Below are 24,258 nucleotides of genomic sequence, written 5' to 3'. Positions count from 1 at the left end.
GGATCTCCTGGCGCGCGGTGGGACGTACGGTTGCGGCGGAGATCGCGTGGGCACGCCGTGGTCACCGTGCGGGGCCGGGCAGGAGGGGGTCCGGCCCCGCCATCATTCTCCCTGATCGACGAGGCTGACCTCGTACGACCGGCCGAGCCGCGCGAACCACAGCGCGGCGACGGCAACCCCCATCACGACCGTCGTTGACCGGCCGCCGCCCACCGCGGCCAGGCACGCCACGACGGGGCTGAACGCGGCGATCCGCAACAGGTCGTGGTCCGCCTCGTCGGGGCCCGCCGCCACCGCTACGGCGGCGCCGAGGTGCACCGTCACCGCCCACAGGTGCAGGCTCTCCAGCCAGGTCACCAGACGTTCCCACCGGGGTTGATCTCGCGCGGCGCCCGTCGGCGCAGCTGCGGCCCCGTGTGCCCCTGGCGGTCGCGGAGCCGACGCACCGCGGTCTCCATCGGGTGCTCGCCGCCGGCCGACCTGCGGCCAGGATGTCGTCGGTCATCTCAGTCCTCGGGATTGTCGTGTACGGGGTGGGTGACCGGCAGGGGGCACCGAGCGCACCCGCCGGCGTCGTCGTCTACCGGCAGGTGCGGCGGCACCGGGCTGACCCGCCGCCGGCGCGCTCCGGCCTCAGCGGCAACCAGCTCCCGGCGGGCCTGCGCCCAGAAACCGTGGTTGGCCGAGAGCCGGCTCGGCCGGTCCGTTGCCTCGTCGGTGGCGAGCAGCAGCATGGTGCGGGCGACGAGCTCCGGCGGCCGGTCGCGCACCTGGGGGCGGCGCAGCGCCCGGGTGACCGCCTCGGCCGTCCAGTCTTCCCGGATGGCGAGCACGTCGGCGACGAGCTGCTCGACCCACGAGGGTCGGCCGGCGTCGACGGAGGGGGGAGGGGGAGGAGTCTCCTCTCCTCTTCTCTTCTCTGCCATCGGGATGCCATCGTTTTCGATGGCATCTGCCATGGCGCTTGCCTTGGGTGGCTTGGTGCCCCAGCGGGCGGCGGCGCCGAGCCGGCCGGCTTCACGGCGCTTGCGGGTCAGGTCGAGGACCTCGGCGCGCGAGCGCTGGTGCAGCAGGTAGTCGTGGACGTAGGCCTGCCCGCGCGCCGGCTGGGGGCATCGCGGGCAGGTGTGGCCTGGCAGGTGCCACAGGCCTTGCTCGACGAGGGCCTCGGCGAGGCTCTGGTCGACCCCCGCCCGGCGGACGGCCGAGCGGGGGGAGAAGTGGCCGTCGGACAGGGCGGCCGAGCAGAGGCAGATCGACACGACGTAGACCCAGCCGGCGGCGGGGTCGTCGATGGCGTCGAGCTTCGGGTTGTTCCAGATGTTCTCGGTGATCCGCACGTAGTGACGCGGATCCTGCGGGGCTTCGCTCCGGGGCACCGCGAATCCCCCTTCTCGCGGGTGGTTCAGGTGGGTGGTGCTACGCCGCGTCGGGCATGGTCGGCGGGACGGCCCGGCGCTCCACGTACGACTTGGCGAGCTCGTACAGCCGGTCGCCCTCCGGCCACCGGTGCCAGCGGCCCCCGCAGTCGGGGCACTGGTAGAACAGCCCGCCGTCGTAGACGCCGGGGATCTCGACCAGGATGCTGCGGCGGAAGTGCAGGTTGTCGCCTTCGCGCGCCGGGGCGGGCTGGCCCATGGCCTCGAAGTCCGCGCGCTCGCGGTCGAGGTACTCCTGCGGGATGGGCTCGCCGCGCAGGTCGGCGCCGCAGTGCGGGCAGTGCCGGGGACGGGTGGTGCTCATGGTGACCTCCTCGGTCAGTAGTGGGCCATGTCGACGAAGCGCGACAGGTGCAGCTGCGCGCCGACGGTGACCACGTCGGTGGGCCCGTTGCGGTGTTTCGCCACGTTGAACTCCGCCTCCCCGGCCCGGGGCGACTCCTTGTCGTAGTAGTCGTCGCGGTGCAGCAGGATCACCACGTCGGCGTCCTGTTCCAGAGATCCGCTCTCGCGAAGATCACTGAGCTGCGGCCTCTTGTCGGTGCGCTGCTCGGGACCACGGTTGAGCTGGCTGACCGCGACGACCGGGCACTCGACTTCCTTGGCGAGCAGCTTCAGCCCCCGGGAGATGTCCGCGACCTCCTGCTGCCGGTTCTCCGTCCGCTTGGGCGAGGTCATGAGCTGGAGATAGTCGACGACGATCATCTTGAGGTCGTGCTTCTGCTTGAGCCGCCGAGCCTTGGACCGGATCTCCATCAGGTTCATGCTCGGGGTGTCGTCAACGAAGAGCGGGGCCTCGCTGATCTCGTTCATGCACCGGGCCAGCTTGGTCCAGTCGTCGTCCGACAACCGCCCGCTGCGGAGGAGCTGCAGCGGTACCCGAGCCTCGGCCGAGAGCAGCCGCATGACGATCTCGACCTTGCTCATCTCCAGCGAAAAGATCGCAGCAGCCTGATTTGCCCGGATGGCGGCGTTGCGAGCAAAATCCATAGAAGCAGTGGATTTGCCCAACCCAGGTCGGCCGGCAACGATCACCAGCTGGCCTGGGTGCAGGCCGTTGAGCAGGCGGTCCAGGTCGGCGAAGCCGGTGGGGACGCCCTGCATCAGTCCCGCACTGCTGCCGACCGCCTCGATCTCGTCGAGCGCCGGCTGCAGCAGCTCCGCCAGCGGCAGGGCGTCGTCCTTCTCCCGCCGCTCGACGACGTCGTACACCGTCTGCTGGGCCTGATCAACAACGTCGTCCATGTCGCGCCCGGCACCCACGGCGCTGTACCCGAGCCGGGTGACTTCGATGCCGGCCTTGACCAGGCCCCGCGCGACCGCGCGGTCCTTGACGATGCGGGCGTAGTACCCGGCGTTCGCCGCCGTCGGCACGGCTGCCATGCAGGTGTGCAGGTACGGGGCGCCGCCGATCCGCTCGAGGTCGCCCGAGTCGGCCAGGGCGGCGGCGACGGTGATCGCGTCCGCCGGCTGACCCCGGCCGTACAGGTCCAGGATGGCGTCGAAGATGGTGGCGTGTACCGGCTTGTAGAAGTCGGCACTCTTGAGGATCTCCACCACGTCGGAGATGGCGTCCTTGGAGATCAGCATCCCGCCGAGCGTGCTCTGCTCCGCACTGACGTCCTGCGGCGGCGTCCGGTCAAAGTCGCCCTGCGGCACCTGCCGCCGGGCCTTGACGTCCGCCTTGTCGAGGACGGTCACCGCAGGTCCTTCGGGCTCAGCGAGAGCGTGACGTCGCACCCGAGCTCCTCGGCCCACCGCTGGAGACTGAGCACCCCCGGGGTGACGCGACCCTCCTCGTAGTCGGTCAGACGCTGCCACGGCCACCCGAGCCGGGCGGTGACAGCCGGCCGGGACCCTCGCTCCGGGTCCTCCCGCCGGAGGTCCTGGCGGCGAGCGACCAGGGCCGCCACCGCGACGGCCGGGTCACTCACAACGATCGACTCCACGAAAATCATCACTCTCTATGTCGAATCGGGCATTGATCAGCGCGGCTCGGCACGTCACCGAGCCGCGCTGGGAGGTGTCAGGAAGCGTCCGCGCCGATGGCGTGCGGCACGAAGCTGGTGAGGTTGTTGGTGATCGGCCCGCCCTCGCGGATGCCGACACCGGCCGGCTCGCCGTCGATGACCCACGAGCCGATGACCGGATGGACCGGCCCGTCGAGGCTGTCGAACGCCGGCAGCTCGGCGAGCTCCTGCACGATCCGGGGTACCGCGTCGGACGGGCTGTACCCGCCGTCGGCGATCACCTGGCCGTCGCGCACCAGGATCACCCCGTTGCCCTCCCGGCCCCAGATCGGCTTGATGGCGTACGAGGTCATCGCCGCCGGGCGCTCCTCCTCGAAGTAGGCGGGCAGGAGGTACCGCCCCTCCGGCTTGTCACCGAACAGCTTCCACATCACCGGCAACAGAGCTTTGTTGCCCCACAGCGCGGCGGTGTACGGAGGCTCGATCCACACGGTCCCGGACTTGTCCGGCCGGGCCATGTCCCGGAACACGGCCTTGCCGATCTCCTCGGACCAGATCCACTCCCACGGGTACAGCACGAAGATGATGTCGATCGGCTCCTCCGGGCAGCCCGGGTCGGCGGGGTTGCGCTTGAACACGATCCGGTCGTCGGCCGTGTCCCAGGCGATCTGCGACATGGCGATCAGCTCAGTCGGGAACCCGGCCTGCGAGCAGGTGTCCTGCAGGTACGCGGTGGTCATCCGGTCCTCACCGGAGACCTCGGACGTCTCGTAGGCGAAGAAGACCTTCGGCTTCTCCGGCAGCCACGGCCGGGCCGCCCGCAGCGCGGCGATGGTGCGCCGCCACGCCCCCTCGCACCCCGGGTCACCGTCACCCGGCTCCCATCCGACGAGCCGGTCGTGGATGGAGTTGAACTGCCACTCCGGGTGCTCGTTCTGCCCGGTCTGCTCCAGCCAGTTCCACTGGATCACCGACGCCTCGATGAGCCCGGTGGGGGTCTGGGCGTTGAACTCCAGCAGCTTCGGCGTCGTTCCCGCCCCGCCGTACCACAGGTCGTAGCGCCCGTAGACGTTCGGCGAGTAGTCCGGGCTCTGGTGCGGGTACCGCCCGTCGAGGTCCTTCTCGTGGTGCGTCCAGGTGTCGACGTCCCCGTCGAACCAGGTCCGCAACACCTGCTCGTGGGCGAACTCCGGCACCCCGATGCGCGAGAGCGGACAGGTAGCCGGGTTGCAGACCGAGGTGAGGTAGGCCCGCGAGCGCACCGCCCGGTCGCGGCGCGGGCACCGCGCGGCGATGTGGTCGCCGGCGGCGATCCGCATCTGGTTGAGCGCCTGGGTGGCCTCCTCCAGCTCCCGCACCTCGTCCATGCTGAGCACGTAGTACGGGCCCTCGGCCCAGTACGACTTCGTCGTGCCGTCGGGCAGCTCGGTGTTGTTGTAAATCAGGCCGTGGGCGTGGTTGGTCGCCTGCCAGCCCGACCGGACGACGCCGTGAGCGCGCCGCATCTCAGCCACCCGCCTTCGCGCCGCCGCCGGAGACGGGCGCGCCGCCCTTGCCGACCACGTTGACCTTGGTGGTGCTGCCGTTGCCGATCTTGCCGGTGGACGGCAGCCCCCAGCTGGAGCGGGTGGCCTTGTCGTTGTAGGGGAAGGACCGCCCGCCCGGCGGAACCTTCGCCCCCGGGGCGAGCCCCGCCGGGTAGGAGGTGGAGTGGGAGATGAAGAACAGCCCCACGAAGCCGCCACCACCGCTGACGTGGTCGCTGTCGTCGCAGTGGTCCTCGTCGACCACCGTTCCGTCGGCGGTGGTGCAGTAGAAGCGGTGCTGCTCCTGCACCGTGTTGTCCGGCGCGTCGTCGCACGCGGCGACCCCGCCGGCGGCCAGCGCCAGGAACGCGGTACCGACCGTCAGGCGACGGGTCCGGTAACGAGCGGACATGACAATCTCCCGTTCGAGGGTGGGTTAGTTGAGGCTCGGATCGGGCCGAGCGGGCGGGCTCTGGTGCTGCCGCAGGGCGGCCCCGGCCAGCAAGGCCAGCTGCGTGACGTCGTGCGGGTGCTGCTCGTCGAGGCTCTCGAGACTGGCGTCGAAGAGGGCCACGGCGGGACCGTCGTCGGCGTCCATGTACGCGACGACGAAGCGAGCGGCCCAGACCATGCCCCGCTCGACAGGGTTCCGGGCCTCGTCGGGGTTGACCGGCCCGTCGGTTCCGAGCGCGACCACAGCCCCCTGCGCCGCACCCCGCTCGGTGATACCGAAGCTGAACTGCATGAACGCGGCAGCCAGGGCGCAGCACATCGCGTAGATCGCCTTCGGCTTGGCCCGCTCGTAGATCTCCTCCAGGTGGCCGTGCAGCTCGGCCATCTCACCGTCCCTGGCGTGGGCCAGGAGGTGCATGATCTGCTCCGCCAACCACTCGTTCGACGCGCCCGGCTCCGACGGGCTCACAGCTCCGCCACCGCTGCGTCGGCCATGGCCTGCGCGTCGACCTCGGCGTGGTCGACCTCGAGCGGCCACCGGCTGTACACCACCAGTTCGGCGCCGACGGTGGAACGGATGCCCCGCGCGTGGGGGACGCTGGTGACGCACTCGCCCGTGCGCTTGGCGGCCTTGCTGAGCGCCATGTGCGCGACCGGACCGATCCGCACCGGGACGTCGGTGCGCGCGCCGAGGTCGGCGAACTCCGCCTCAACCCGCTTGATGAGGACGTCCACGTCCCCGCCGCACAGCTGCTGCTGCGCGTCGACGCCGTGTTCCTCGTTGGCCCGCCGGCTGATGTCCAGGCGGCCCTGTCGGGTGTACAGCGAGATCGGGATCGCGCCCTTCACGCCCTTGAGCTCGAAGAACTTGGCCATGAACTTGGCCTGGGTGGTGCGCAGCAGCACCTCCCAGGGGCCGTCACCACTGCGGAGAGACTCCGGGAAGGCGTAGGTGGCTATCGCCGCGTGGATCTCGGCGAAAGTGCTGATCCGCAGAGCGGACCCGTCCCAGCCGATGCGGACGTAGGCCTGGTTCTTGGCGTCGCGGGCGCTCGGGGCGAACTCGGAGACGTCCTTGAGCATGCCGCAGAAGTCGTAGGTGGGCAGACTGACGGTCACGATGACCCTCCAGGTCGAAGGCGTGCGGGGGTGTGGGGGATCAGAACGGGGGTTCTTCGTCGAAGGCACCGCCCCTGGTGTCGCCGGCCGGCGCGGACGAGGCCCAGGGGTCCTCGAACCCGCCGCTGCCCGAGCCGGAGTTGCCGTGGGTCTGACCGGTGGGGAACCCGCCGCCGCCCTCGGCCCCGAACCCGCCGCCGGAGCCGCCGGAGCGGGTCATCTTCTGCACCTTCGCCGTGGCGTAGCGCAGCGACGGGCCGATCTCGTCGACCTCCAGCTCGATGACCGTGCGCTTCTCACCCTCGCGGGTCTCGTACGACCGCTGCTTGAGCCGGCCGGACACGATCACCCGGGCGCCGCGCTGCAGCGACTCGGCGACGTGCTCGGCGGCCTGCCGCCAGACCGTGCACGAGAGGAACAACGGCTCGCCGTCCTTCCACTCGTTCGTCGCACGGTCCATGAACCGGGGCGTCGAGGCGACCCGGAACTTGGCCACCGCCGCACCCGACGGCGTGAAACGAAGCTCAGGATCGGAGACCAGATTCCCGATCACAGTGAGCGTGGTATCGCCGGCCATCTCAGACTGCCTTCCTTGTAGAGGGGCGTCGGCCGGGTCGGCCGTGAGTCCCGGTCGGGCCGCCGACGTGCTGCCAGGCGTGCCCGTTGACGATGTTGCTAATCAGTGAGTCGCTGACGCCGTACTCGAGTGCGAGGTGGGTGCTCAACTCGCCGGCGGCGAACCGCGTCCGGATCGACAACACGGCCGCTTCGTCGAGCTTTGCCTGCGGCCGAGCCGACCCTCGCGGGGTGCGCTCTCGAGCCCACATGTCGTCGACGTTCTGCTGGCGGGTGCCGTAGTAGATATGTCGCGGGTTGCAGCAGGCGGGGTTGTCGCAGCGGTGGCAGGCCTCGAGCCCGTCCGGGCAGCGAACGCCCGTTGCGAGTTCGACAGCGAAGGCGTGCGCCGGTACCCGACCCCTTCCGGGGGAGACGTAGAACTCGCCGTGCCCCTTGGGGTGGAGGCTTCCGCCCCAAGGCCAACACTGCGTCGCGCCGCCTCGACTCACCTTCGCGTTGAACCGGGCAGCCGGCGTGGACGACTTCAGGTTCAGCGCCGGCTCAACAACCCTTCCTTGCGACTTTCGCCACCACCGCCCGTAGTGCTTGCGGCAGCGCCCCCTGCCGACGATGGGCGCACCGCAGGTGCCCTCATCCTCGACGCAGCCGGTGAGACCCTGCGCGCTGACGACATCCGGCACCTCGACCCCGCTCACGACCGGACCCCTCCCGTCATCAGGTGGAACCAGGCGCGCTCGGCAACCCGGCAGTCATACAGCGGGTCGTGCGGCGCCCCGTCGGGCAGAGGGATCTGGTGGTCCTCCAGGTACTGCTCGACCGGCACCCGCTTGTAGCCGGCACGCTGGAGCAGCACCGCCGTGTCGTTCAGCGGGTACGGCCCCTTCCAGATTTCCTCGCCGGGGAACGCGTCCAGCAGGAGGCGCGCCTCCACCGGCCACGACACGTGCGTGACGACGCTGTCGCGCCGGTCCTCGCCACCCCAGCTCGCGTACGTGGCCCGGAACCGGGCGATAAGGTCCGCGTAGTCGGCGCAGTTGACGGGGATGTGTTCGATCACGGGGAGGACGTTCTCGGCGACCCACGGGTCGACCGGACCGATGATCGGGCAGCGGTAGGTCGCCGCCGAACGCTCACCGGTGGCGTCGCAGGCCACCATGGCGAGGGCGAACATCTGTCCGGCCAGCCCGTTGCTCTCCCCGTCGATGGAGATCGCGTAGTACCCGCGGCTCATGCCGGCACCGCCGGGGTGGCGAGCGCCTTGGCGGCGTCGTACTGGTCGACGGCGTACCGGATGGCGTGGCACGCCCGCCGGTACGACCACGTCCACCCTTCGAGCTCCCACCGCCGGGCGTTGTCGAGCACGCCCTCCTGCTCCAGCTCGATGAGCAGGCGACGGGCGCTGCCCGGCGTCAGGAGGGCACCCTCGGTCTCGGCGTCGTCGACGATCGCCTCGGCGACCTCCGGGCGCGTCGGCCCGTCCTCGGAGGCGGAATCCTCGGTCGTCTGCCTGGTCTCGTGCGCGGCGAGCAGCGCCGGGTAGGACTCCCGGTAGGTCGCGAGCGCCTCCTGAAGGCGCTCGCGCAGCCCACTCTCGTCGTAGCCCCAGACGCTGCTACGTCCGCCCCGCAGCCTCGTGGCCCAGTAGTCGAGGTTGAGGCCGTACTCGTCGCCGCCGGAGCGGCGGAAGAAGTCGAGCATGTCGTTGTTGCCGGTGAAGATGTAGCCGCCGTCGATGTCGCCGCGCACGGCGAGGGCGCCGGGCCAGGTGACGACCTCGAACCCGGCGATCTCGTTGCGCGGGCCCCGGAACCGCAGGTGCCGGTAGAGCCCCTGGTCGAGCTTGATGGCCATGAAGTGGTTGGCCGTGTCGACGCGGAACAGGGCGGCCGACTTGGCGTCGATGTCGGTGCTCACCGACCTTCTCCTTCCGGTAGCTGGGCGATGTGGTTGGCCCACCAGGCCAGGACGGCGCCCCGGTTGGTGGGGATGAGCGGTTCGCTGCGCTCACCGCAGGAGCACGCGGCGATCAGCGCGGTGAGCTCCGGGTGCCAGGTGAAGCTGGGGTGGTGTCCGCGCCCGTCGTGCTCCGGGCAGAGCAGCGCGTCGGAGCGGTGCCGCATCCAGCCGCTCTCGCCCGGCCCGGTGGTGGCGTCGTAGCTGGCGACGCAGCCCGACCAGTCGCACCACCGCAGCAACCCCGGGTTGACCTGGGCTAGCCGCAGCACCTCGATGGCCTGGCTGATCCAGTGGTCCTTCTGCGGCGCGGTGCCGTCGAGCCACTGCTCGATCAGCCAGGGGAGTCTGTCGGGTACGTCGGTGAGCGCGTTGCAGTGCACGCCCCACAGGCCGATGGCAACCCGCTCGACGGTCGGCAGGTGCGCGATGCGGTCGCTCATGCCGCGAGCGCCCAGGCGGGGTTGGCGAGCGCCCGGCGCAGGGCGATCTCCTCACGCCACCGGGTGTTGAGCTGCTCGCTGTTTCCCGGATCGTCGATGTCGTCCTCCTCCCCGGGGGTGGGCAGGGCCCAGAAGCCGAGGATCTTGGACAGGTGCCGGACGTCCTTCCCGTACAGCCAGGAGCCGAGCCGCATGAGGTCGGCGAAGATGGGCGCGTCCTTGAAGGTGCCGTACCGCTGGCCGAGGGCGCACCGGTGGGGGTCGTTGACGTCGAAGATGTCGGGGTTGACCTCGTGGGGCCAGTCCGCGACGAGCTCGCCGTGGTGGCGGGCCTCCTTGTCGAGCTGGTCCATGAGCCGGGCGCCGGCGGCGACGGCGTCGCGCGCCGGGGTGGCGGCGATGAACACGGTGGTCACGCTGCGCTCCTTGCGGGGATGGCGGGGAGCACCTGCCCGGCGGGCAGGTGGCGGCGCGCGCCCCACGACGTGGAGCCGGCGCCCTTGACGTAGCCGCGGAATCGCTGGTTGACCTCGAGGTAGATCTGCCCGGCGGGCAGGATCCAGCACTTCGCGCCCCCGGCGGGGGCGGCGATCACGGGGAACTTGGCCAGCAGCGCGGTGTTGATCAGGGCGCAGCCGTGCGGCAGGGCGCTGGTGTCGACGCGCGACCGGGCGGCGTCGAGCTGGCGGACGGCCTCGGCGAGGACGTCGAGCTCGACGGCGCCGGGCACCCGCAGGGGCACCCGGGCCGCCGTGTCGACACCGGTGGTGCAGGTCAGCTCGTCACCGGCGGTGGCGAGCGTGACGGCCGCCGGCGCCCGGCGGGCGGCGGCGGCGAGCTTCTTGGCGTCGCCGGGGGCGAGTCCCAGCAGCGGGAGGTTCCCGGCGAGGGTCGGTGCGTCGGCTTGGCCGACGGCGGCGAGGTCGGTGGCGGTGCCGACGAGCCGGCGGCCCTCGGCGTAGATCCACACGTACCTGCTGGCCGCGATCGCGTTCTTGCCGGCGGCGGGCACCGCGACGAGATTCGTCAGCGCCTCGGCGAGGTTCTTGCCGATGATGCGCAGGGTTCCGGGGGCCGCCTCGGGGGCGGCGACGTGGACGAGTACGTCGTCGTGCTGTCCGGCCATCGCCGCCTCCTTCTCCAACTCAATACGTTCATAACAACATGTATGAGGTTAGGCCCTGCGCCCCGAGCCGTCAAGACAACATGTGTGTGGTTGTGGATGGGGTTCAGCCGGGAGCGGCCTCGACAACGAGGAGCCCCGCCGCCTGCGCGGCGGCCATGTCCAGGGCCACCGACAGCCGCACCGCGTGCGGGCGGGCGATGCGCCGACCGTCCACCCGCACCAGGTCGTCGCTGATCCGGCAGACCATCAGCGGCGTGCGCTCGCGCGGACGTACGGTGCGCGACACCCGCCCCTCCAGGGAGCAACGGATGGCCCGGGACAGGTCCGTGGCCGTGCGAATCGCCAGCCGAACGCCGTCGACGAGCACCACGCCGTCGCCCACCTCGACCCGCAGCGGCGGGCCGTCGTCGAGCGTCGGCACGCAGTACGGCAGCCGCGCCTGCGCGATCAGGGTGGCCAGCGCCGTCACGGCGCCTCCCCCGGCAGCAGCTCGGTGAGGGTGACCACGACCAGGCCGACGGGTCCGTACGGCGGCTTGGTGTCCAGCGCCTCCGGCGCCTCCCGCACGTGCGGACAGTCAGGACAGTGCAGCCGGGTCCCGTCGTCGGGCAGGAAGCCCCACCCGGGGTGCGTCCGGGTGCCGGCGATGAGGGTGTCCACGATGACCTTGGTGGCCTCGCGCCAGTTCTCGATGTCGCGCCGGCTGGTGCCGTCGCGCCGCAGCAGCACGGTGGTGAAGTGGACGACCGCGTCCACCCGGGCGCGGCTGACCTGGCCTACCGGCAGGCTGACGGTGCGCCCGTCGTGGGTGACGGCGGCGCGCGCGGCCTCTCTGGTCGCCGCGCGCCACAGCGTCTTGATCTTGTCCTTCTTCCGCCAGTGCAGGCGGGAGTTCATGGTCAGCCACTTCGGCTTCGCTCGCCAGGTGCTGCGGGTCTTGCCGACGTACAGCTCCCAGTCCCCGGGGGCGGGGATGGTCAGCGTCCACGACCGGGCGGTCGTCGTCGGGGTCACGGCGACTCGCCCGGGTCGGCCGCGAGGTCCAGCGCGTGGTCGACGGCGGCGGGCCCGGAGCGGGCGATCTCCGCCGCACGCGCCAGCGCGAAGCCGTTGGCGCGCAGCCGGCCCATGTCGGTGGCGATGCGGACGTCCTCGTCGGTCCACCGCCACCGGTTGCCCTTGCCGGGCGCGCGGTCGAGGGACTCGCGGGTGAGGCGCAGGTAGCGCCGCTCGATCCAGTAGTCGAGCTGCCGGTGCGTGACGCCGGGGATCGTGGGCCGGCGCGGGCGGGGGTGGGTCACGACGCACCCCCGGCACGGAAGAGCTTGTCGAGGGCGGCCCGCATGCCGCCGACGGCGGCCAGCACCCTCGAGGCGGGCAGCTCGTGGCGGCAGTCGTCGCAGCAGGGCTCGGCGGCGGCGGCGCACTCGCGGGCGTCGGCGCTGCGGCAGCCCGCGCACAGGACGTAGGCCGTGTGGGCGCCGAGTTCCGCGACGAGCTGCGACAGCGTCAGCAGCCCGTCGGGGTACATCGGGCGCTCGACCGCCGGAGCGGCGGGCGGCGCGGCGATGGGGGACATGCCGGTATCACCTCTCAAGGTCATACATAACAACATGGACGAGGTTAACGCTACCGGCGGGAGGGATCGACGGTCAATGCAACATGAACGAGGTTGAGTCACCCGTCCGGAGGGCTCACCTCCTCCAACCCGCCCGCGGAGGTCCGCCGCAGCACCACCGTCTCCGACGACGGACACCGCACCGGGTACACCGCCGGCCGCGACCGGGCCCGCCCCGACACCCGCCGGACCTCCTCGCGCTCCCGGTCCTCGGCGGCCCGGCGGCGCCACGCCACCAACAGGCCGGCCGCGACCACCCCCAGCGACAGCACCACCGACGCCACCAGCACGAACCGCAGCGCCGTCACCACCTCCGGATACACCGCCAACAGGTCACCCACCGTCGCGTTGCACAGGTCCAGCGGATCGCCCGGATCGCTCGACCAGCAGGCCCGCGTCACCGCTGCGCCCCCAACATCTCCGCGAAGTCCGGCCGGGTCAGCGCCCGCACCGCCGCCACAAACCCCGCCGGCAACTCCCTCTCCCACTCGTCGACCAGCTCGTCCACCCCCCGCACCCGCCGGTACACCTGCCCGGTGTGCTGCTGCGCCCGCGCGACCTGCGCCAGCGCGGCCACCCGCCGGATCCGTTCCACCGTCAGCTCGTCACTGACCCGCCCGAGCTCCCGCTGCGCCCGCTCCAGCGCCGCCTCACCGCCGCGCCGGACGGCGGCGAGGATCTCCTCGTGCGCCGCCGCCGCCCGCTTCAGCTCCTGCTCCGCGCTCACTGGCGGCCCCCGGTGCGCTCCGGCGAGTCGGGACGGTGACGCCCACCGGCGCGGCGCGGTCGCTGCAGCCACGCCAACGGCCACGACCGCCTCGACAGCGGGCCGGTCGGCACCCGCGCCCGCCCCCGGACCGGCGCCGGCCCCTCCGACGTCGGCCGCACCGCCACCGGCGCCGGCGGCAACACCGGCGCGATCGCCTGGGTCGCCTCACCGTCGGGCGCCAACGCCGGCACCCGCGCCGGCGGAGCCGGCCACCGCGGCGGCACCGCGCCGTGCCGCGCCGCCAGGTCGTCCGCGAGCGCCTTGATCGCGAGCGCCGCCTGCGCGTACGCCCTCGCCGTCCCCGCGTCCGCCGCCGACGCCCCCGCCGTCACGTACCGCTGGTAGGCCAGCAGCGCGGCCGGCAGCACCAGCTCCTGCACCGCCTGGAACCCCCGGTACAGCCGCACCGCCGGCGCCGGCCCGCACGCCCCCGCCTCCCCGGCCGGGGGGCCGGGGTGCAGCAGGTCCTCGTACGACACCGGCTGCCCGCCCTCCCCGACCAGGCGGTACCACTCGCCGCGCTTCGCGTCGGGCCGGTCCAGCCGCACCGCCGCCACTTCGCAGGGGTCGTCACCCACCAGCACGTAGCTCTCGTTGGCCGGCTCGGCCGTCAACCCCTCGCCCACCCGGGTCCTCTCCCCTTGCCGCTCGCCGTCCGGCGCGGGCACCTCGGGCGCGGCCTCGACGGCGACGTCCCCGGCCACCGGCCGGACCTCGGTGGTCACGCCACACCCACCGTCGGACGCACCGGGGGGATGCCCAGCGCCCACAGCACCCGGCCCAGCAACCACAAGGCCGCCCCGGTCTCGCCGGCGATGCGCGCCATGTCGAAGTCCCGCGCCGTCGGCACCACCCGGTCCAGGCGCAGCGACTCGTCCCGGCCCGTCGTGGCCGCCTCGGCCAGCCAGGCGAACGCGACGTTGCACTGCACCCACAGCGGGTACTCGCACGCCTGCTGGCACTCACCGCCCCGACCAGGGCGGTGGGCCGGGCAGATGCGCGGGTCGACGAGCTCCTCGCGACCGCCGTAGAACCCGGCCGCGAGGTAGATCGCGCCCGCCAGGGTGAACCCGGACGCCGGCGTGCCGAGCCCGGCGCCCCGGCTGTGGCCGCGCCGCAGCACCACCGAGTAGGCCCGCTCGATGAGCTGCGCCGCCGTCAACCGAAGGCGGTGCTCGTCACTATCCGGGCTCGGCAGTCGCGGGGCGGGTGACAGGGCAGTTACGGTCATCAGTGACCCCTTCCAGGTCAAGTGGGACATCCCCTTCGCGCGGGGGTGGCCTTTCGATCTGCGCGGTACGCCGAGGCCCGGCGCCCGCAGGTCAGTAGCGGTTGGCCCGGCGCCGGGAGTGCCGGGCCAGTTGCTTGCGGCTCGCCTCCTGGGCCAGCCGGATCGGGTCGTCCTCGACGGGCTGCGGACCCTTGTCCCGGGCGGCGGCCTGCGTGCCGCGACGGTCCAGGTAGGTGAGCACCTGCGTGACGGTCATCCGCCGGTGCACCCGCTCGATGCCCTCCCCGATGGGGATGCTGGGGGCGAACCCGGACGCGGTGTGCCGGCGCAGGTCCCGCAGCGGAATGTTGTACAGCTGGCTGACCTCTCGCAGCGTCATCAGCCGTACCTCGCCGCTGGCGCTGCCCCCCGTCACGCCACGGCCGCCTGCGGCACCACAACGGGCGTTCCGCCGCGCGGGCACCACCGTCCGCGGGGCCGCACCACGTGCAGGGGGATCCGACCGTCGGCGCGCGGGGCGTACGGGTACCGGCACCACGGGCACCGCTGGGGCTTGGGCGGCTCGAGGAGCGTCACGGGCAGCCGCAGCGCCGTGGCGATCCGCGCGAGGGTGTCCTCGCTGGCGCCGCGCTGACCGCTCTCGAGTTCCGAGTAGAAGCCGGGGCTGATGCCCACGGTGGCGGCGAGCTGAGCCTGAGTGAGCCTGGCCGCTTCGCGCGCCTCACGCAGCGCGTCGGGGTTGTGACGCAGGGGCTTGCGGGGCCGTCGGGTCTGTGACCTGGGAGGCATGCGGCAAACACTAACGCGAAGTGAAGCGAAGTCAAGCGCAGTGAGCGCAGTTTACTTCACTGCTCCGCCGGTGACCCCCGATCGACTGTCTTGCACAGTGAGGCTCAGTGAGCAGTCAGACTCGCCTCACTTAGTGGACTTCGCTAATATTCGCTGCGAGAATCCAGACCATGAGCGACGGCGGCGAGCAGCGGCCCGAGGGCCGACTGCTGGAGGAGGCGATGGCCCGCAAGGGCGTCAAGGCCCCCTGGGTGGCGGAACGAGCCGGCCTGTCCGACAACTGGGTACGCTTCATCGTGAGCGGTTCCCAACCCGTGGGACGGGGTATCCGTGCCCCCGTCGAAGCCCCAGCGGACACCCTCGCCCGCCTCGCCCGCGTACTGGACATCACCCCACAACAGCTCGTCGCCGCGCAGCGACCCGACGCCGCCGCCGAACTGACGGTCCTGCTCAGCCACCAGCCAACCAGCCTGCGCGACAAGCTCGAGGCCATCGTCAACGACCCCAACTGCACCAACGGCGCCCGCCGCGAAGCCGCCGCCTACCTCAGCGTCCTCGACGCCGCCGAACAGCTCGTCGACGGCGTCGAGGACACCCGGCGCGCCTCCTAACGACCACCCGCCCCATCGGGCGTCGGCGGCATGAACAGCGCCGCCGGCGGCGGACCCGACGGACGCCTCGGTTCCGGCCTGACCGGGATCACGCCCCCCTCGTCGTCCTCCTCGTCCTCCTCGTCGTCGACACCGTCCCCATCGACGCCCGGGTCGACCAGAGCCTCACCCGCCAGATCGGGATCCGCCGGCGGCCCCGGCAGGTCGACGGCGCGCGCACGCTGCTCCATCTCGTCCAGCCGCTCCCGCTCCACCCCGTCCCACAGGTGGCTGTACACGGTCAACGTGATGATCACCGTCGCGTGCCCGAGCCGGTGCTGCACCTCGATCGGAAGCATCCGGCCCACCAGGATGCAGTCCGAGGCGTGGGTGTGTCGGGTGTCGTGGATGCGGGGCCGCCGCCGCAGCACCCCCGGGCAGTCGCAGGTCGACACCTCGTTGATCCGCAGCCGCCGCGCCGGACCCCGGGGCCCGCGCGGCGGCGCCGCCGGCGGATGGTCGGCACACCGCATCGCCTCGGCCACCGCCGGGAGGAAGAACCGGTTCCTCAGGTTGTGCTTCGACCAGACCTTCCCCATCGGCGAAGGGAAGATCAGGTCCTGGGCGCGTAGCCCCTTGCACCGGCGAGCGAGCACGGCGGCCACCTCGCTGGACACGGTCACGACCCGGCGCGACGTGCGCGACTTCGGCTCGCCGATCACCCCGCGGGCCTTCAGCGCGCGGGTCACCCGGATCTCGGGGGCGTTGCCCTCGACGGTGACGTCGACCGGTCGCAGCACCAGGATCTCACCGAGCCGCAGACCGGTTCTGATCAGCACGAACCACAGGTCGGCGATCTCCGGCGGGCACGCGGCGTGGATGCGCTCGTGCTCCCACGGCCGCAGGTACATCCCCTCGAAGGGCTTCTGCTTGGGCAGCCCCACCCGGTGCCGGCCGGCACCGGCCGGTCGGGCCGCCGGGTTGACCTTCAGGTACTTCGGCACTGCCGAGCCCAGGACCATGTGCAGCAGGGTGTGCGCCCGGCGCACCGAGTTGCCCGAGATCAGGCGCCCCTCGGGGGAGTTCTTGCGGCGGTAGACCCGGGCGGTACGCAGGACCGCCACCCACTCCTTGATCGTCTCCTCGTTGATCTCGGTGAGGCGCTTGTGCCCGAGGTACGGCACCACCCACGAGGTGAGCACGGTGCGGTACCAGTCCAGCGTGCTGGGCTGGATGTCGTTCTCGTCCAGGTTCTCCGGGTCGGCCGGGGTGCGGGCCTTCAGCCACGTCTCGACCCAGTCGCGCAGCAGGGGGACGCCTTCGTGGGCGGGGTCCTCGACGGCGAGGATCTCGCGCATCACCTCGTCGCGGGTGATCCGGCCGCGGTGGGCCTCGACGAGCTTCTTGGCGCGGCCGGCGAGTTCCTCGGCCGCGTCCGGTTCGCCGTAGAAGGGCGCGCGCTGCATCGGTCCGCTACCACCGCCGAGGCGCCAACAAACCCTGACGCAGTTGTCGCGACGTTCCAGGTATGCCATGCCCGAACGGTACGAAAATCGGCCGCTCCCTCGGGAGCGCAGGGTTTGTCATGGGCTGCACTGGCGGGCACTGCGTGACACTGCAGCACCCCTCTGACCTCGCGGATGGGCTGTTCGCCCAGGTCAGAGGCCATGTAGACGTCCGACTGGGGGTCAAGGGGTCGTCGGTTCGAATCCGGCCGTCCCGACGCAGATCAGAGGGCATATCCGATCGATGGATATGCCCTCTTGTCATGCCTGGGTGACTAACTGAGTGACTACGCCTCAGCGTCGAAGATCCGATCCATCACCACGGCACCGCCGAGGAGTACCGGCCGCAGTTGATGCCGGTAGACGTTCTCGGTGACGGTTGTGCCGGAGTGCCCGCAGAGGTCTGCGATCTGCTCGATGCTGACGCCGCTGTCGGAGAGCAGCGAGACGAGGTTGTGCCGCAGCACGCGGGGGTGTCCAGCCGTGCGGGGCGAGGCCCGCTCTGGCGAGGACAGGGCGGAAAGCCCGCAGCACGTTGTGCCGATCGAGGGCAGTGCCGGTGGCGGAGACGAACGCGAGCCGGTCAGCGGAAGGCTGGCCCTGGTGCTCGTGGTCGGCGGCGAGCGCGGTGACGCACCGGGCCGGCAAGGCCAGGGTGCGACGAGATTTCCCGGTCTTGGTGTTCACCGTCGGCGCGTACCGAGCGCCATGAACATTATCGGTGGACGCCTGTGGACAGTGGTGGAATGTTCTAGTGCCTCGTCTTGGAACGTCGAACGGGTAATCCGTCGGTTTCTGAGGATGGATCGGGCAGGCTGTCTCCCAGCACTCGTGATGGGAGGTGATGGCCGGTGGGCAGACGGCCGGAGGTGTTCGTCCGACAGGTGTCGATGGCCGAGGGTCAGCGGTTGCAGAAGATCACCAGGACCGCAAGGGACCCGGTGAAGCTGCGGCGGGCGATCGTGGTGCTGATGTCCGCCCAGGGGCAGCCAGCCCCGGACATCGCCCACCTGCTGACGGTGACCGACGACTACGTGCGCGATGTGATCCACGCGTTCAACGAGCGGGGGTTCGACGCCCTGTCCCCAAAATGGAGCGGGGGCGCACCGAGACGGATCGATGAGCAGACCCGCGACTGGATCTGTGTCATCGCCCGGTGCGACCCCCGCTTCCTCGGCCAACCGTTCTCCTGCTGGTCGTTGGCCAAGCTGCGCGACTACCTCACCGCCGCCGGCTATGTCACGACGATCAGCGTCGAGACCGTGCGCCGTGTCCTGCACGAACGCGGGGTGACGTGGCAGGCCACCAAGACGTGGAAGGCCAGCACCGACCCCGACTTCACCTCGAAGATGCGCCGGATTCTGGACCTCTACGACCATCCACCCTCCGACGGCAGGGTGCTCTGCGTTGACGAGTTCGGGCCGTTGAATCTGCAACCCCGCCCCGGACGGGCCTGGCGACCCGTCGCACACCCGGTGCGACTACGGGCCACCTACACCCGCGACCAGGGCGTACGGCACATGATCGCCGCCCTGGACCTGGCTACCGGCAAGCTGCACTACCGCATCCGCGACCGCAAACGCTGGCGGGAGTTCCTGGCCTTCCTCAAGACCCTGCGCGCCCGCTGGCCCGACCAGAAGCTGTATCTCATCCTGGACAACTTCTCGCCGCACAAGCACCCCGAGGTCCGCGCCTGGTGCGCCGCCAACCGCGTCGACCTGGTGTTCCTACCCACGTATGCCTCGTGGCTGAACTGGATCGAGGCCGAGTTCGCCGCCGTGCGGTACTTCGCCCTCAACGGCACCGACCATCGCACCCACGCCGAGCAGGACGCCGCCCTCGGCGACTACATCCGCTGGCGCAACCAACGCGCCCGACCCAAGACCGGATTCGCCACCGGCTCCAAGATCCGCCACCCGGATTACCCGTTAAAGGCTGCATGACGAGGCACTAGCCGCTCAGATGGCCTGGTGAAACAGTTCGGTACGCGAAGGTAGCTCCTTCACCCCGAAGGGGTCATTCGACAAACGTGCCATCCGGCATCATGATTTCGTCGCGCACCAGCGGAGCGAACGCTGACCAGCCCCCGTCATCCACGGCCACCACGATGCGGATGCGCTCATCGCCGTCATCGAGGGCGTAGCTGACCACGGTGTACCGCTTGCCGTCCTCGCCGCCGACCTGGCGTATGTCCTTGTCGTCGAGCATTGCGCGCCACTCGCCATAGCTGACGCGTTGCCATTCCGCCAGACGTGCATCGGCGAGCCGCGCTGCCGTCTCCTTGTTCAGCCCCACGTACTCAGCCTCTCACCCCGACGACGCCCGCCCTCGGTCACGTGCCCGATGCAGGGGGTGAGCGCGAGCCAACATCGGCATCGCGGCGGCCACGAACCGAGCCCTCCGTGTTCCTCTACCGGGCGATGCGGCTACCCATCGTGCATATCAAACCGATTCCCGAACTGACAGTCCGCGCAGACTTCGGAGCGCACCGCGCCCGTGGCTGTCGACAGCAGTCGGGCCGGACGGGGAGGGTGGCGACGGGAGCGACGTCAGGGCCGGAACGGACGCACCCGTAGGAAGCGTGCGCAGAGCTCTCAAGCGAGCGTCCACTATGGGTAGGTCGATGGGCTGAGACCAGGGTTGAACCTGGGGCTAGCGCTACCCATCATGCTGCTCGCCCTTATCTTCTCGCTGATCTCCACCGCAGTTCTGACGAGAATCGACGAAGGAGGCAAGGTGGTCTGGACGAAGATGATCGTTGGCTCTGCCAGTGGGTGGGCTTTCCACCGTCGGCCCGTCGTGCACCTGCGCCCGTAGCTGCCGTAGCCGGGGGAACGGCAGGGTGACCCGGCGGGCCAGGTGGTCGACGCCGGTGCTGCCGCCGGTGCCGTCGCGGTTGCCCACCATCTTCGAGACCAGCGCCAGGTGGGTCACCTTCCACCGCCAGTAACCGTTGGCCACGTCGAGCAGGCTGTCGGCGAGGCGGTTGAGCACGCCGGCGGCGGGGCCGCGCGCGCAGACCTCGGCGACGCTGCTGCCGTGATGCTCGGTCAGCCGTTCGAACGCCCGGTAGAGGCGGCCCTCCTGCCGGCTGCCGCCGAGCAGCCGCGCGAGGACGCGGAACTGCGCCGACTGGGCGCCGCTGGCCCCGTCGAGGAACGGGCGGAACTCGGCGAAGTGGCGCAGCGGCAGCCGCTCCAGCGCGACCACCTGTTCGTGGAGCACCCGGAGCAGTTCGGTGGTGCGCTGGAGGAATTCCAGCGCCAGTTCGTCGTCCTCGGGTCCGTAGGGCGGCGTCATCGCCTCCGCTGCGGCGTCCAGGTCGAACGTGATCTGCTTGAGCCACAGCTCGCTGGCCTGGTGGGTGACGATGAAGAAGTGCTCGGCCAGGACCACCGACCGGCTCGCCGTGTCCGGGGTGCGGGGCTCCTGCAGGGACAGCAGCGTCTCGACGTGCAGGTAGTCCGCGTAGGTCAGGGTCGTCATCAGGCGGCTCCACGCCGGTCCCGGGCGAACTCGAGCAGCTCGCGTACGCCGTCGCGGAGCACCTGCGGCGCGACGCACATGGCGATGCGGATCAGGTGACGGGACCAGGGCGCCGGTTCGGCCGACGTGACCCGTCCCCGGGCGTCCAGGCGGGGCATCAGGGCGAACCCGGTGCCGGGTACCACTGCGACGTTCCTGGTCTTCAACAGGCCGGCGGCGAACTCCTCGGCGGACAGGCCGGTCGGGGCGATGTCGAGCACGGCGTACCAGCCGCCGGCCGGCAGTTCGGGCAGCAGGCCGGCGTCGTGGACGGCGGGCAGGACGTCGTCGCGGTTGGTGCGCACCATCGTGTGGTTCTGCCGCACCACGTGTCCCAACCGCAGTGCCTCCAGGCCCGCGTACTGCACGGGGGTCGACATCGCGATGAGGTTGGCCTCCTGCACGATCCGTACGGCCTGGGCGGTGCGGTCGGTGGCGGTGCTGAGGTATCCCAGCCGGTAGCCGGTCATCGCCAGGCTCTTCGAGAAGGAGTAGGAGCTGTGCACGATCCGCTCGGGGACCGGCACGTCGCGTTCCAGTGACGCGGTGGAGACGTGTTCGCCGTCGAAGACGAAGTGCTCGTACGCCTCGTCGCTGATGATCTGCCAGCCCCGGGCGCGTGCCATGTCGATCAACGCGCGCAGGGTCGGGGTGTCGAGGACGGCTCCCGTGGGGTTGGCGGGTGAGTTGATCAGCAGCACCCTGGTGTTCGCGGTCGCGGCGGCCAGCACCGACTCGGGATCGGTGCGGTAGTCGCGCCCGAGCGGGTAGAACACCGGGCGGAGGCCGGCGAGCAGGGCCTGCTGCAGGTGGATGGGCCAGTGCAGCTCCGGCAGCAGGATCTCCGCGCCGGGTTCGGCCACGGCCTGCATCAGGGCGGCCAGGCCCTGGCAGGAGCCGGGGGTGACGAACAGCCTGGAGACGTCGGTGTCCACGCCGTTCTCGTCGGCGAGTTTGCGCACCAGGCGTTCGCGGAGTTCCAGCAGGCCCTCGACCGCGGTGTACTCGGTGCGCCCGGTGGTCACCGCCTGCGCGAGGGCCTGTGCGACCTCGGGCGGCGGGGTGAAGTAGGGCTCGCCGACGTGCAGTTTGGTCACCGGGACACCGCTGACACGCTCGCGGTCGTCGGCCTCGCGGAAGACGCGGTGCAGTTGGGAGGAGGGGATCGTCGATGCGACCGGGGCGCCGTCCAGCAGGTGGGGTCGAGGGCTCGGCAGGGGCATGACCTCTCCGTTTCGGTCGTGGTGGCGGCGTGCGGAGGGCATCAGGAGGTGCGACCGCCGTCGACGGGAATCAACGCTCCGGTGATCCAGCCGGAGAATTCCGGGTCGAGCAGGCCGCACACCCAGCCGGCGACCTCGGCGGGCTGGCCGAAGCGGCCCAGGGGCGTCGCCGCGAGCAACGACGAGCGCAGCGTGGCGGACGCTGCGGCGTCCAGGCCCATGTCGTCCCACATCGGGGTGTCGACCGGTCCGGGGAGGACGGCGTTGACGCGGACGTCCGGGGCCAGTTCCCTGGCCAGTGATCGGGTGAGGCTGTTCAGGGCGGCCTTGCTGGCGCCGTAGAGGGACCGTCCCGGCATGGCCAGCACCCCGCCGACGGACGACACGTTCACCACGGCGCCCCGATGCTGACGCAGGTGGGGTAGCGCCGCGCGGATCAGCGCGGCGGGGGCGCGGACGTTGGTGGCCAGCAGGCGGTCGAAGTCGTCGTCCGTGGCGGTGTCGAGCGCCGCGAAGCGGGCCAGGCCGGCGTTGTTGACCAGGCCGTGCACCGTACCGAAGCGGGCCGTCGCGGCGGCCACGATGTGCTCGGCCGCGCCCGGCCGGGTGATGTCGGTGGCGATCACCTCGACGCGGTTGTCACCGGCGGCGGTGAGCTGGCGCAACGCCGCCTCACGGCGTCCGACCGCGACCACGGTCGCGTCGCGTGCCAGCAGGTGCTCGGTGATGGCGCGTCCCATTCCCGTGCCGGCGCCGGTGACGATCACGGTGCGGCCGGCGATGCCGTCGCCCGGCTCAGCCACGGCCGGTCACGCCCGCGCCGGGGTGGGGGACCGCGACGACGTGACCGGCCGGGGTGGCCGGGTGCTGCGGCGGGTGCGGCCGGGACGCGGGTCCGGTGACGCGATGAGCGGTAGCGAGCATGACCTCCGCCTCGACCGGGCTGGTGTGTGCGGTCCAATCTGTCGGCCGGCGGGCGGATCGGCATCCGTTCCGACAGAACTGCGCCAGATGCGGGCCGGCCGGGGTGGCGGCCTGTGACGATGCGGGGACGGTACGGCCTGTCGCTGCGCCGGGTGTCCGGATCCAGGACGGAAGGTGTTGCCGATGAGCTCGCCCACGGCCGGCGCCACGGCGCTCGACCTCGCCGACCCGACGACGTTCGTGCGCAACGACCCGCTCGCGTTCTGGTCCGAGGTCCGTGACCGCAGTCCCGTGTACTGGCACGACGGCCGGGAGGGGGGCCCCGGGTTCTGGGTGGTGTCGCGGTACGCCGACGTGCTCGCCTGCTACGCGGACGCGGCGCGGCTGAGTTCGGCGCGCGGTACGGTGCTGGACGTCCTGCTGCGGGGTGACGACTCCGCCGGTGGTCGGATGCTGGCGGTCACCGACCGGCCGCGTCACCGCGAGCTGCGGACCGTCATGCTGCGCGCGTTCTCTCCCCGGGTGCTCGGTGAGGTCGTCGGGCGGGTCGAGCGTCGCGCGCAGGAGCTGGTCCGGCGGGTCACCGGGGCCGGGGACTTCGACTTCGCCACCGAGGTCGCCGAGCATCTTCCGATGGGCACGATCTGTGACCTGCTGTCCGTCCCGGCGGCGGATCGGGCGGACCTGTTGCGGTGGAACAAGAGCGCGCTGTCGTCGGACGAGGCCGACGTCGACCCGTACGCCGCAGTGGAGGCCCGTAACCAGATCCTGCTGTACTTCGTCGACCTCGCGGAGCGGCGGCGGGCCCGTCCCGGTGACGACGTGGTCAGCATGGTCGCCACCGCCACCGTGGGTGGGGAGTTGTTGTCCGTCGAGGAGGTCGCGCTGAACTGCTACAGCCTGATTCTCGGTGGTGACGAGTCGTCGCGGGTGTCGGCGATCTGCGCGGTCAAGGCGTTCGCGGACTTCCCCGATCAGTGGCGGGCGGTGCGTGACGGGGGCGTCGCGGTCGACACCGCCGTCGAGGAGGTGGTGCGGTGGGCGACGCCGGCCATGCACTTCGCCCGGACCGCCACCACGGATCTCGAGCTGGGGGGTCGGCAGGTCCGCGCCGGTGACATCGTCACCTTGTGGAACCTGTCCGCGAACTTCGACGAGCGGGAGTTCGACCGGCCGGGCCGGTTCGCGGTGGAGCGTACGCCGAACAGGCACGTGTCGTTCGGCCACGGGCCGCACTTCTGTCTCGGGGCCTATCTCGGGCGGGCCGAGTTGCGGGCGTTGCTCACCGCGCTGGCCGGGGCCGTCCGTGGCATCGAGGTGGCCGGGTCGCCGCGGCGCGTCTACTCGAACTTCCTCAACGGCTACCACAGCCTCCCGGTCACCTTCGTGGGCCGCTGACCGGCCCGGCGGCAGCGGGGCGGTCTGCGGGGCGCGGCCCGGCCCGCCGACGCCCGACCGGTGCCCCGGCGCTCGGCT

General features: G+C 71.4%; 34 protein-coding genes and 1 pseudogene. 3 read left to right on the top strand and 32 right to left on the bottom strand.

Going from position 1 to position 24,258, the window contains the following annotated elements:
* Positions 1-102: 102 nt before the first annotated feature.
* The 26 genes from ACQUFX_RS12985 to ACQUFX_RS12860 form a co-directional block, all read right to left on the bottom strand.
* A complete protein-coding gene (locus ACQUFX_RS12985; RefSeq protein ID WP_428966281.1) occupies positions 103-357 on the bottom strand; it encodes a hypothetical protein in 255 nt (84 codons plus the stop codon).
* Between the two features lie 149 nt (positions 358-506).
* Positions 507-1,340, bottom strand: coding sequence for a hypothetical protein (locus ACQUFX_RS12980; protein WP_428966280.1), 834 nt, complete (start codon positions 1,338-1,340; stop codon positions 507-509).
* A 79-nt stretch (positions 1,341-1,419) separates the two neighbouring features.
* On the bottom strand, positions 1,420-1,743 hold the full coding sequence (locus tag ACQUFX_RS12975; RefSeq protein ID WP_428966279.1) for a hypothetical protein: 324 nt from the start codon (positions 1,741-1,743) through the stop codon (positions 1,420-1,422).
* A gap of 14 nt (positions 1,744-1,757) precedes the next feature.
* On the bottom strand, positions 1,758-3,140 hold the full coding sequence (gene dnaB / locus ACQUFX_RS12970) for a replicative DNA helicase (RefSeq protein WP_428966278.1): 1,383 nt from the start codon (positions 3,138-3,140) through the stop codon (positions 1,758-1,760).
* A complete protein-coding gene (locus ACQUFX_RS12965) occupies positions 3,137-3,373 on the bottom strand; it encodes a hypothetical protein (RefSeq protein ID WP_428966277.1) in 237 nt (78 codons plus the stop codon). The genes dnaB and ACQUFX_RS12965 overlap by 4 nt, the downstream gene beginning before the upstream one ends.
* Before the next feature lie 92 nt (positions 3,374-3,465).
* The gene (locus ACQUFX_RS12960; protein ID WP_428966276.1) at positions 3,466-4,914 is read right to left on the bottom strand and encodes a glutathionylspermidine synthase family protein; all 1,449 of its coding nucleotides are present in this window, start codon (positions 4,912-4,914) and stop codon (positions 3,466-3,468) included.
* Position 4,915: 1 nt separating this feature from the next.
* Positions 4,916-5,347, bottom strand: a complete 432-nt coding sequence (locus ACQUFX_RS12955) for a hypothetical protein (protein WP_428966275.1) — start codon at positions 5,345-5,347, stop codon at positions 4,916-4,918.
* Positions 5,348-5,371: 24 nt separating this feature from the next.
* A complete protein-coding gene (locus ACQUFX_RS12950) occupies positions 5,372-5,857 on the bottom strand; it encodes a hypothetical protein (RefSeq protein WP_428966274.1) in 486 nt (161 codons plus the stop codon).
* Positions 5,854-6,507 carry a hypothetical protein gene (locus tag ACQUFX_RS12945; RefSeq protein WP_428966273.1) on the bottom strand — a complete coding sequence of 218 codons (654 nt, stop codon included), beginning with the start codon at positions 6,505-6,507 and terminating at the stop codon, positions 5,854-5,856. Before ACQUFX_RS12945 ends, ACQUFX_RS12950 begins: the two co-directional genes overlap by 4 nt.
* A gap of 40 nt (positions 6,508-6,547) precedes the next feature.
* Positions 6,548-7,084 carry a single-stranded DNA-binding protein gene (locus tag ACQUFX_RS12940; protein ID WP_428966272.1) on the bottom strand — a complete coding sequence of 179 codons (537 nt, stop codon included), beginning with the start codon at positions 7,082-7,084 and terminating at the stop codon, positions 6,548-6,550.
* Between the two features lies 1 nt (position 7,085).
* A complete protein-coding gene (locus tag ACQUFX_RS12935) occupies positions 7,086-7,781 on the bottom strand; it encodes an HNH endonuclease signature motif containing protein (RefSeq protein ID WP_428966271.1) in 696 nt (231 codons plus the stop codon).
* Positions 7,778-8,317 (bottom strand): hypothetical protein, encoded by a 540-nt coding sequence (locus ACQUFX_RS12930; RefSeq protein WP_428966270.1) that lies wholly within the window; start codon positions 8,315-8,317, stop codon positions 7,778-7,780. The genes ACQUFX_RS12935 and ACQUFX_RS12930 overlap by 4 nt, the downstream gene beginning before the upstream one ends.
* Positions 8,314-9,000: a hypothetical protein gene (locus ACQUFX_RS12925; protein ID WP_428966269.1), complete on the bottom strand. Its 687-nt coding sequence runs from the start codon at positions 8,998-9,000 to the stop codon at positions 8,314-8,316. The genes ACQUFX_RS12930 and ACQUFX_RS12925 overlap by 4 nt, the downstream gene beginning before the upstream one ends.
* Positions 8,997-9,482, bottom strand: coding sequence for a hypothetical protein (locus ACQUFX_RS12920; RefSeq protein ID WP_428966268.1), 486 nt, complete (start codon positions 9,480-9,482; stop codon positions 8,997-8,999). The genes ACQUFX_RS12925 and ACQUFX_RS12920 overlap by 4 nt, the downstream gene beginning before the upstream one ends.
* Positions 9,479-9,898 (bottom strand): hypothetical protein, encoded by a 420-nt coding sequence (locus ACQUFX_RS12915; RefSeq protein WP_428966267.1) that lies wholly within the window; start codon positions 9,896-9,898, stop codon positions 9,479-9,481. The genes ACQUFX_RS12920 and ACQUFX_RS12915 overlap by 4 nt, the downstream gene beginning before the upstream one ends.
* Complete coding sequence (locus tag ACQUFX_RS12910; protein ID WP_428966266.1) at positions 9,895-10,608, bottom strand: hypothetical protein; 714 nt, start codon at positions 10,606-10,608, stop codon at positions 9,895-9,897. The genes ACQUFX_RS12915 and ACQUFX_RS12910 overlap by 4 nt, the downstream gene beginning before the upstream one ends.
* Before the next feature lie 103 nt (positions 10,609-10,711).
* Positions 10,712-11,077, bottom strand: coding sequence for a hypothetical protein (locus ACQUFX_RS12905; protein ID WP_428966265.1), 366 nt, complete (start codon positions 11,075-11,077; stop codon positions 10,712-10,714).
* Positions 11,074-11,622: a hypothetical protein gene (locus ACQUFX_RS12900; protein WP_428966264.1), complete on the bottom strand. Its 549-nt coding sequence runs from the start codon at positions 11,620-11,622 to the stop codon at positions 11,074-11,076. The genes ACQUFX_RS12905 and ACQUFX_RS12900 overlap by 4 nt, the downstream gene beginning before the upstream one ends.
* Complete coding sequence (locus ACQUFX_RS12895) at positions 11,619-11,909, bottom strand: MerR family transcriptional regulator (RefSeq protein ID WP_428966263.1); 291 nt, start codon at positions 11,907-11,909, stop codon at positions 11,619-11,621. Before ACQUFX_RS12895 ends, ACQUFX_RS12900 begins: the two co-directional genes overlap by 4 nt.
* Positions 11,906-12,187 (bottom strand): hypothetical protein, encoded by a 282-nt coding sequence (locus tag ACQUFX_RS12890; RefSeq protein ID WP_428966262.1) that lies wholly within the window; start codon positions 12,185-12,187, stop codon positions 11,906-11,908. Before ACQUFX_RS12890 ends, ACQUFX_RS12895 begins: the two co-directional genes overlap by 4 nt.
* A 98-nt stretch (positions 12,188-12,285) precedes the next feature.
* On the bottom strand, positions 12,286-12,627 hold the full coding sequence (locus ACQUFX_RS12885) for a hypothetical protein (protein WP_428966261.1): 342 nt from the start codon (positions 12,625-12,627) through the stop codon (positions 12,286-12,288).
* Positions 12,624-12,953, bottom strand: coding sequence for a hypothetical protein (locus tag ACQUFX_RS12880; protein ID WP_428966260.1), 330 nt, complete (start codon positions 12,951-12,953; stop codon positions 12,624-12,626). The genes ACQUFX_RS12885 and ACQUFX_RS12880 overlap by 4 nt, the downstream gene beginning before the upstream one ends.
* On the bottom strand, positions 12,950-13,720 hold the full coding sequence (locus ACQUFX_RS12875; protein WP_428966259.1) for a hypothetical protein: 771 nt from the start codon (positions 13,718-13,720) through the stop codon (positions 12,950-12,952). Before ACQUFX_RS12875 ends, ACQUFX_RS12880 begins: the two co-directional genes overlap by 4 nt.
* Positions 13,717-14,157, bottom strand: a complete 441-nt coding sequence (locus ACQUFX_RS12870; protein WP_428966258.1) for a hypothetical protein — start codon at positions 14,155-14,157, stop codon at positions 13,717-13,719. The genes ACQUFX_RS12875 and ACQUFX_RS12870 overlap by 4 nt, the downstream gene beginning before the upstream one ends.
* A gap of 160 nt (positions 14,158-14,317) precedes the next feature.
* On the bottom strand, positions 14,318-14,605 hold the full coding sequence (locus tag ACQUFX_RS12865; RefSeq protein WP_428966257.1) for a hypothetical protein: 288 nt from the start codon (positions 14,603-14,605) through the stop codon (positions 14,318-14,320).
* A gap of 32 nt (positions 14,606-14,637) precedes the next feature.
* Entirely contained in the window at positions 14,638-15,015 is a 378-nt protein-coding gene (locus ACQUFX_RS12860; RefSeq protein WP_428966256.1) for a helix-turn-helix domain-containing protein, read from the bottom strand.
* Between the two features lie 170 nt (positions 15,016-15,185).
* On the opposite strand from ACQUFX_RS12860, the gene ACQUFX_RS12855 reads away from it, so the two are divergent.
* Positions 15,186-15,626 carry a helix-turn-helix domain-containing protein gene (locus ACQUFX_RS12855; RefSeq protein WP_428966255.1) on the top strand — a complete coding sequence of 147 codons (441 nt, stop codon included), beginning with the start codon at positions 15,186-15,188 and terminating at the stop codon, positions 15,624-15,626.
* On the opposite strand, the gene ACQUFX_RS12850 is transcribed toward ACQUFX_RS12855, so the two are convergent.
* Together ACQUFX_RS12850 and ACQUFX_RS12845 are read right to left on the bottom strand one after the other, a co-directional pair.
* A complete protein-coding gene (locus tag ACQUFX_RS12850) occupies positions 15,623-17,071 on the bottom strand; it encodes a tyrosine-type recombinase/integrase (protein ID WP_428966254.1) in 1,449 nt (482 codons plus the stop codon). The two genes, ACQUFX_RS12855 and ACQUFX_RS12850, sit on opposite strands and share 4 nt — an antisense overlap.
* A gap of 326 nt (positions 17,072-17,397) precedes the next feature.
* Positions 17,398-17,819: pseudogene (locus ACQUFX_RS12845) on the bottom strand (tyrosine-type recombinase/integrase); the annotation flags it as partial.
* A 142-nt stretch (positions 17,820-17,961) separates the two neighbouring features.
* On the opposite strand from ACQUFX_RS12845, the gene ACQUFX_RS12840 reads away from it, so the two are divergent.
* Positions 17,962-19,053 (top strand): IS630 family transposase, encoded by a 1,092-nt coding sequence (locus ACQUFX_RS12840; RefSeq protein ID WP_428964293.1) that lies wholly within the window; start codon positions 17,962-17,964, stop codon positions 19,051-19,053.
* Between the two features lie 73 nt (positions 19,054-19,126).
* Here ACQUFX_RS12840 and ACQUFX_RS12835 read toward each other — a convergent pair whose 3' ends face one another.
* The 4 genes from ACQUFX_RS12835 to ACQUFX_RS12820 all read right to left on the bottom strand — a co-directional run bounded on the left by ACQUFX_RS12835 (position 19,127) and on the right by ACQUFX_RS12820 (position 22,661).
* Entirely contained in the window at positions 19,127-19,405 is a 279-nt protein-coding gene (locus tag ACQUFX_RS12835) for a hypothetical protein (protein ID WP_428966253.1), read from the bottom strand.
* A gap of 363 nt (positions 19,406-19,768) precedes the next feature.
* A complete protein-coding gene (locus ACQUFX_RS12830) occupies positions 19,769-20,596 on the bottom strand; it encodes a tryptophan 2,3-dioxygenase family protein (RefSeq protein ID WP_428966252.1) in 828 nt (275 codons plus the stop codon).
* Entirely contained in the window at positions 20,596-21,858 is a 1,263-nt protein-coding gene (locus ACQUFX_RS12825) for a pyridoxal phosphate-dependent aminotransferase (protein ID WP_428966251.1), read from the bottom strand. Before ACQUFX_RS12825 ends, ACQUFX_RS12830 begins: the two co-directional genes overlap by 1 nt.
* A gap of 41 nt (positions 21,859-21,899) precedes the next feature.
* Positions 21,900-22,661 (bottom strand): SDR family NAD(P)-dependent oxidoreductase, encoded by a 762-nt coding sequence (locus ACQUFX_RS12820; RefSeq protein WP_428966250.1) that lies wholly within the window; start codon positions 22,659-22,661, stop codon positions 21,900-21,902.
* Positions 22,662-22,965: 304 nt separating this feature from the next.
* On the opposite strand from ACQUFX_RS12820, the gene ACQUFX_RS12815 reads away from it, so the two are divergent.
* The gene (locus ACQUFX_RS12815; RefSeq protein WP_428966249.1) at positions 22,966-24,180 is read left to right on the top strand and encodes a cytochrome P450; all 1,215 of its coding nucleotides are present in this window, start codon (positions 22,966-22,968) and stop codon (positions 24,178-24,180) included.
* Positions 24,181-24,258 lie beyond the last annotated feature (78 nt).

It is taken from the genome of Micromonospora fluostatini, from assembly GCF_050410825.1.
GTDB lineage: Bacteria > Actinomycetota > Actinomycetes > Mycobacteriales > Micromonosporaceae > Micromonospora > Micromonospora rosaria.
Note: the sequence above shows the minus strand (reverse complement) of the source record. Positions and strands in the feature narration are given on the sequence as shown.

Excerpts from the sequence above, each read along its gene's own strand:
- ACQUFX_RS12955 (WP_428966275.1), bottom strand. The coding sequence starts at position 5,347 with ATGTCCGCTCGTTACCGGACCCGTCGCCTGACGGTCGGTACCGCGTTC.
- ACQUFX_RS12940 (WP_428966272.1), bottom strand. The coding sequence starts at position 7,084 with ATGGCCGGCGATACCACGCTCACTGTGATCGGGAATCTGGTCTCCGAT.
- ACQUFX_RS12815 (WP_428966249.1), top strand. The coding sequence starts at position 22,966 with ATGAGCTCGCCCACGGCCGGCGCCACGGCGCTCGACCTCGCCGACCCG.
- ACQUFX_RS12975 (WP_428966279.1), bottom strand. The coding sequence starts at position 1,743 with ATGAGCACCACCCGTCCCCGGCACTGCCCGCACTGCGGCGCCGACCTG.
- ACQUFX_RS12930 (WP_428966270.1), bottom strand. The coding sequence starts at position 8,317 with ATGAGCCGCGGGTACTACGCGATCTCCATCGACGGGGAGAGCAACGGG.
- ACQUFX_RS12890 (WP_428966262.1), bottom strand. The coding sequence starts at position 12,187 with ATGTCCCCCATCGCCGCGCCGCCCGCCGCTCCGGCGGTCGAGCGCCCG.
- ACQUFX_RS12910 (WP_428966266.1), bottom strand. The coding sequence starts at position 10,608 with ATGGCCGGACAGCACGACGACGTACTCGTCCACGTCGCCGCCCCCGAG.
- ACQUFX_RS12825 (WP_428966251.1), bottom strand. The coding sequence starts at position 21,858 with ATGCCCCTGCCGAGCCCTCGACCCCACCTGCTGGACGGCGCCCCGGTC.
- ACQUFX_RS12850 (WP_428966254.1), bottom strand. The coding sequence starts at position 17,071 with ATGCAGCGCGCGCCCTTCTACGGCGAACCGGACGCGGCCGAGGAACTC.
- ACQUFX_RS12960 (WP_428966276.1), bottom strand. The coding sequence starts at position 4,914 with ATGCGGCGCGCTCACGGCGTCGTCCGGTCGGGCTGGCAGGCGACCAAC.
- ACQUFX_RS12855 (WP_428966255.1), top strand. The coding sequence starts at position 15,186 with ATGAGCGACGGCGGCGAGCAGCGGCCCGAGGGCCGACTGCTGGAGGAG.
- ACQUFX_RS12865 (WP_428966257.1), bottom strand. The coding sequence starts at position 14,605 with ATGACGCTGCGAGAGGTCAGCCAGCTGTACAACATTCCGCTGCGGGAC.
- ACQUFX_RS12830 (WP_428966252.1), bottom strand. The coding sequence starts at position 20,596 with ATGACGACCCTGACCTACGCGGACTACCTGCACGTCGAGACGCTGCTG.
- ACQUFX_RS12920 (WP_428966268.1), bottom strand. The coding sequence starts at position 9,482 with ATGAGCGACCGCATCGCGCACCTGCCGACCGTCGAGCGGGTTGCCATC.
- ACQUFX_RS12860 (WP_428966256.1), bottom strand. The coding sequence starts at position 15,015 with ATGCCTCCCAGGTCACAGACCCGACGGCCCCGCAAGCCCCTGCGTCAC.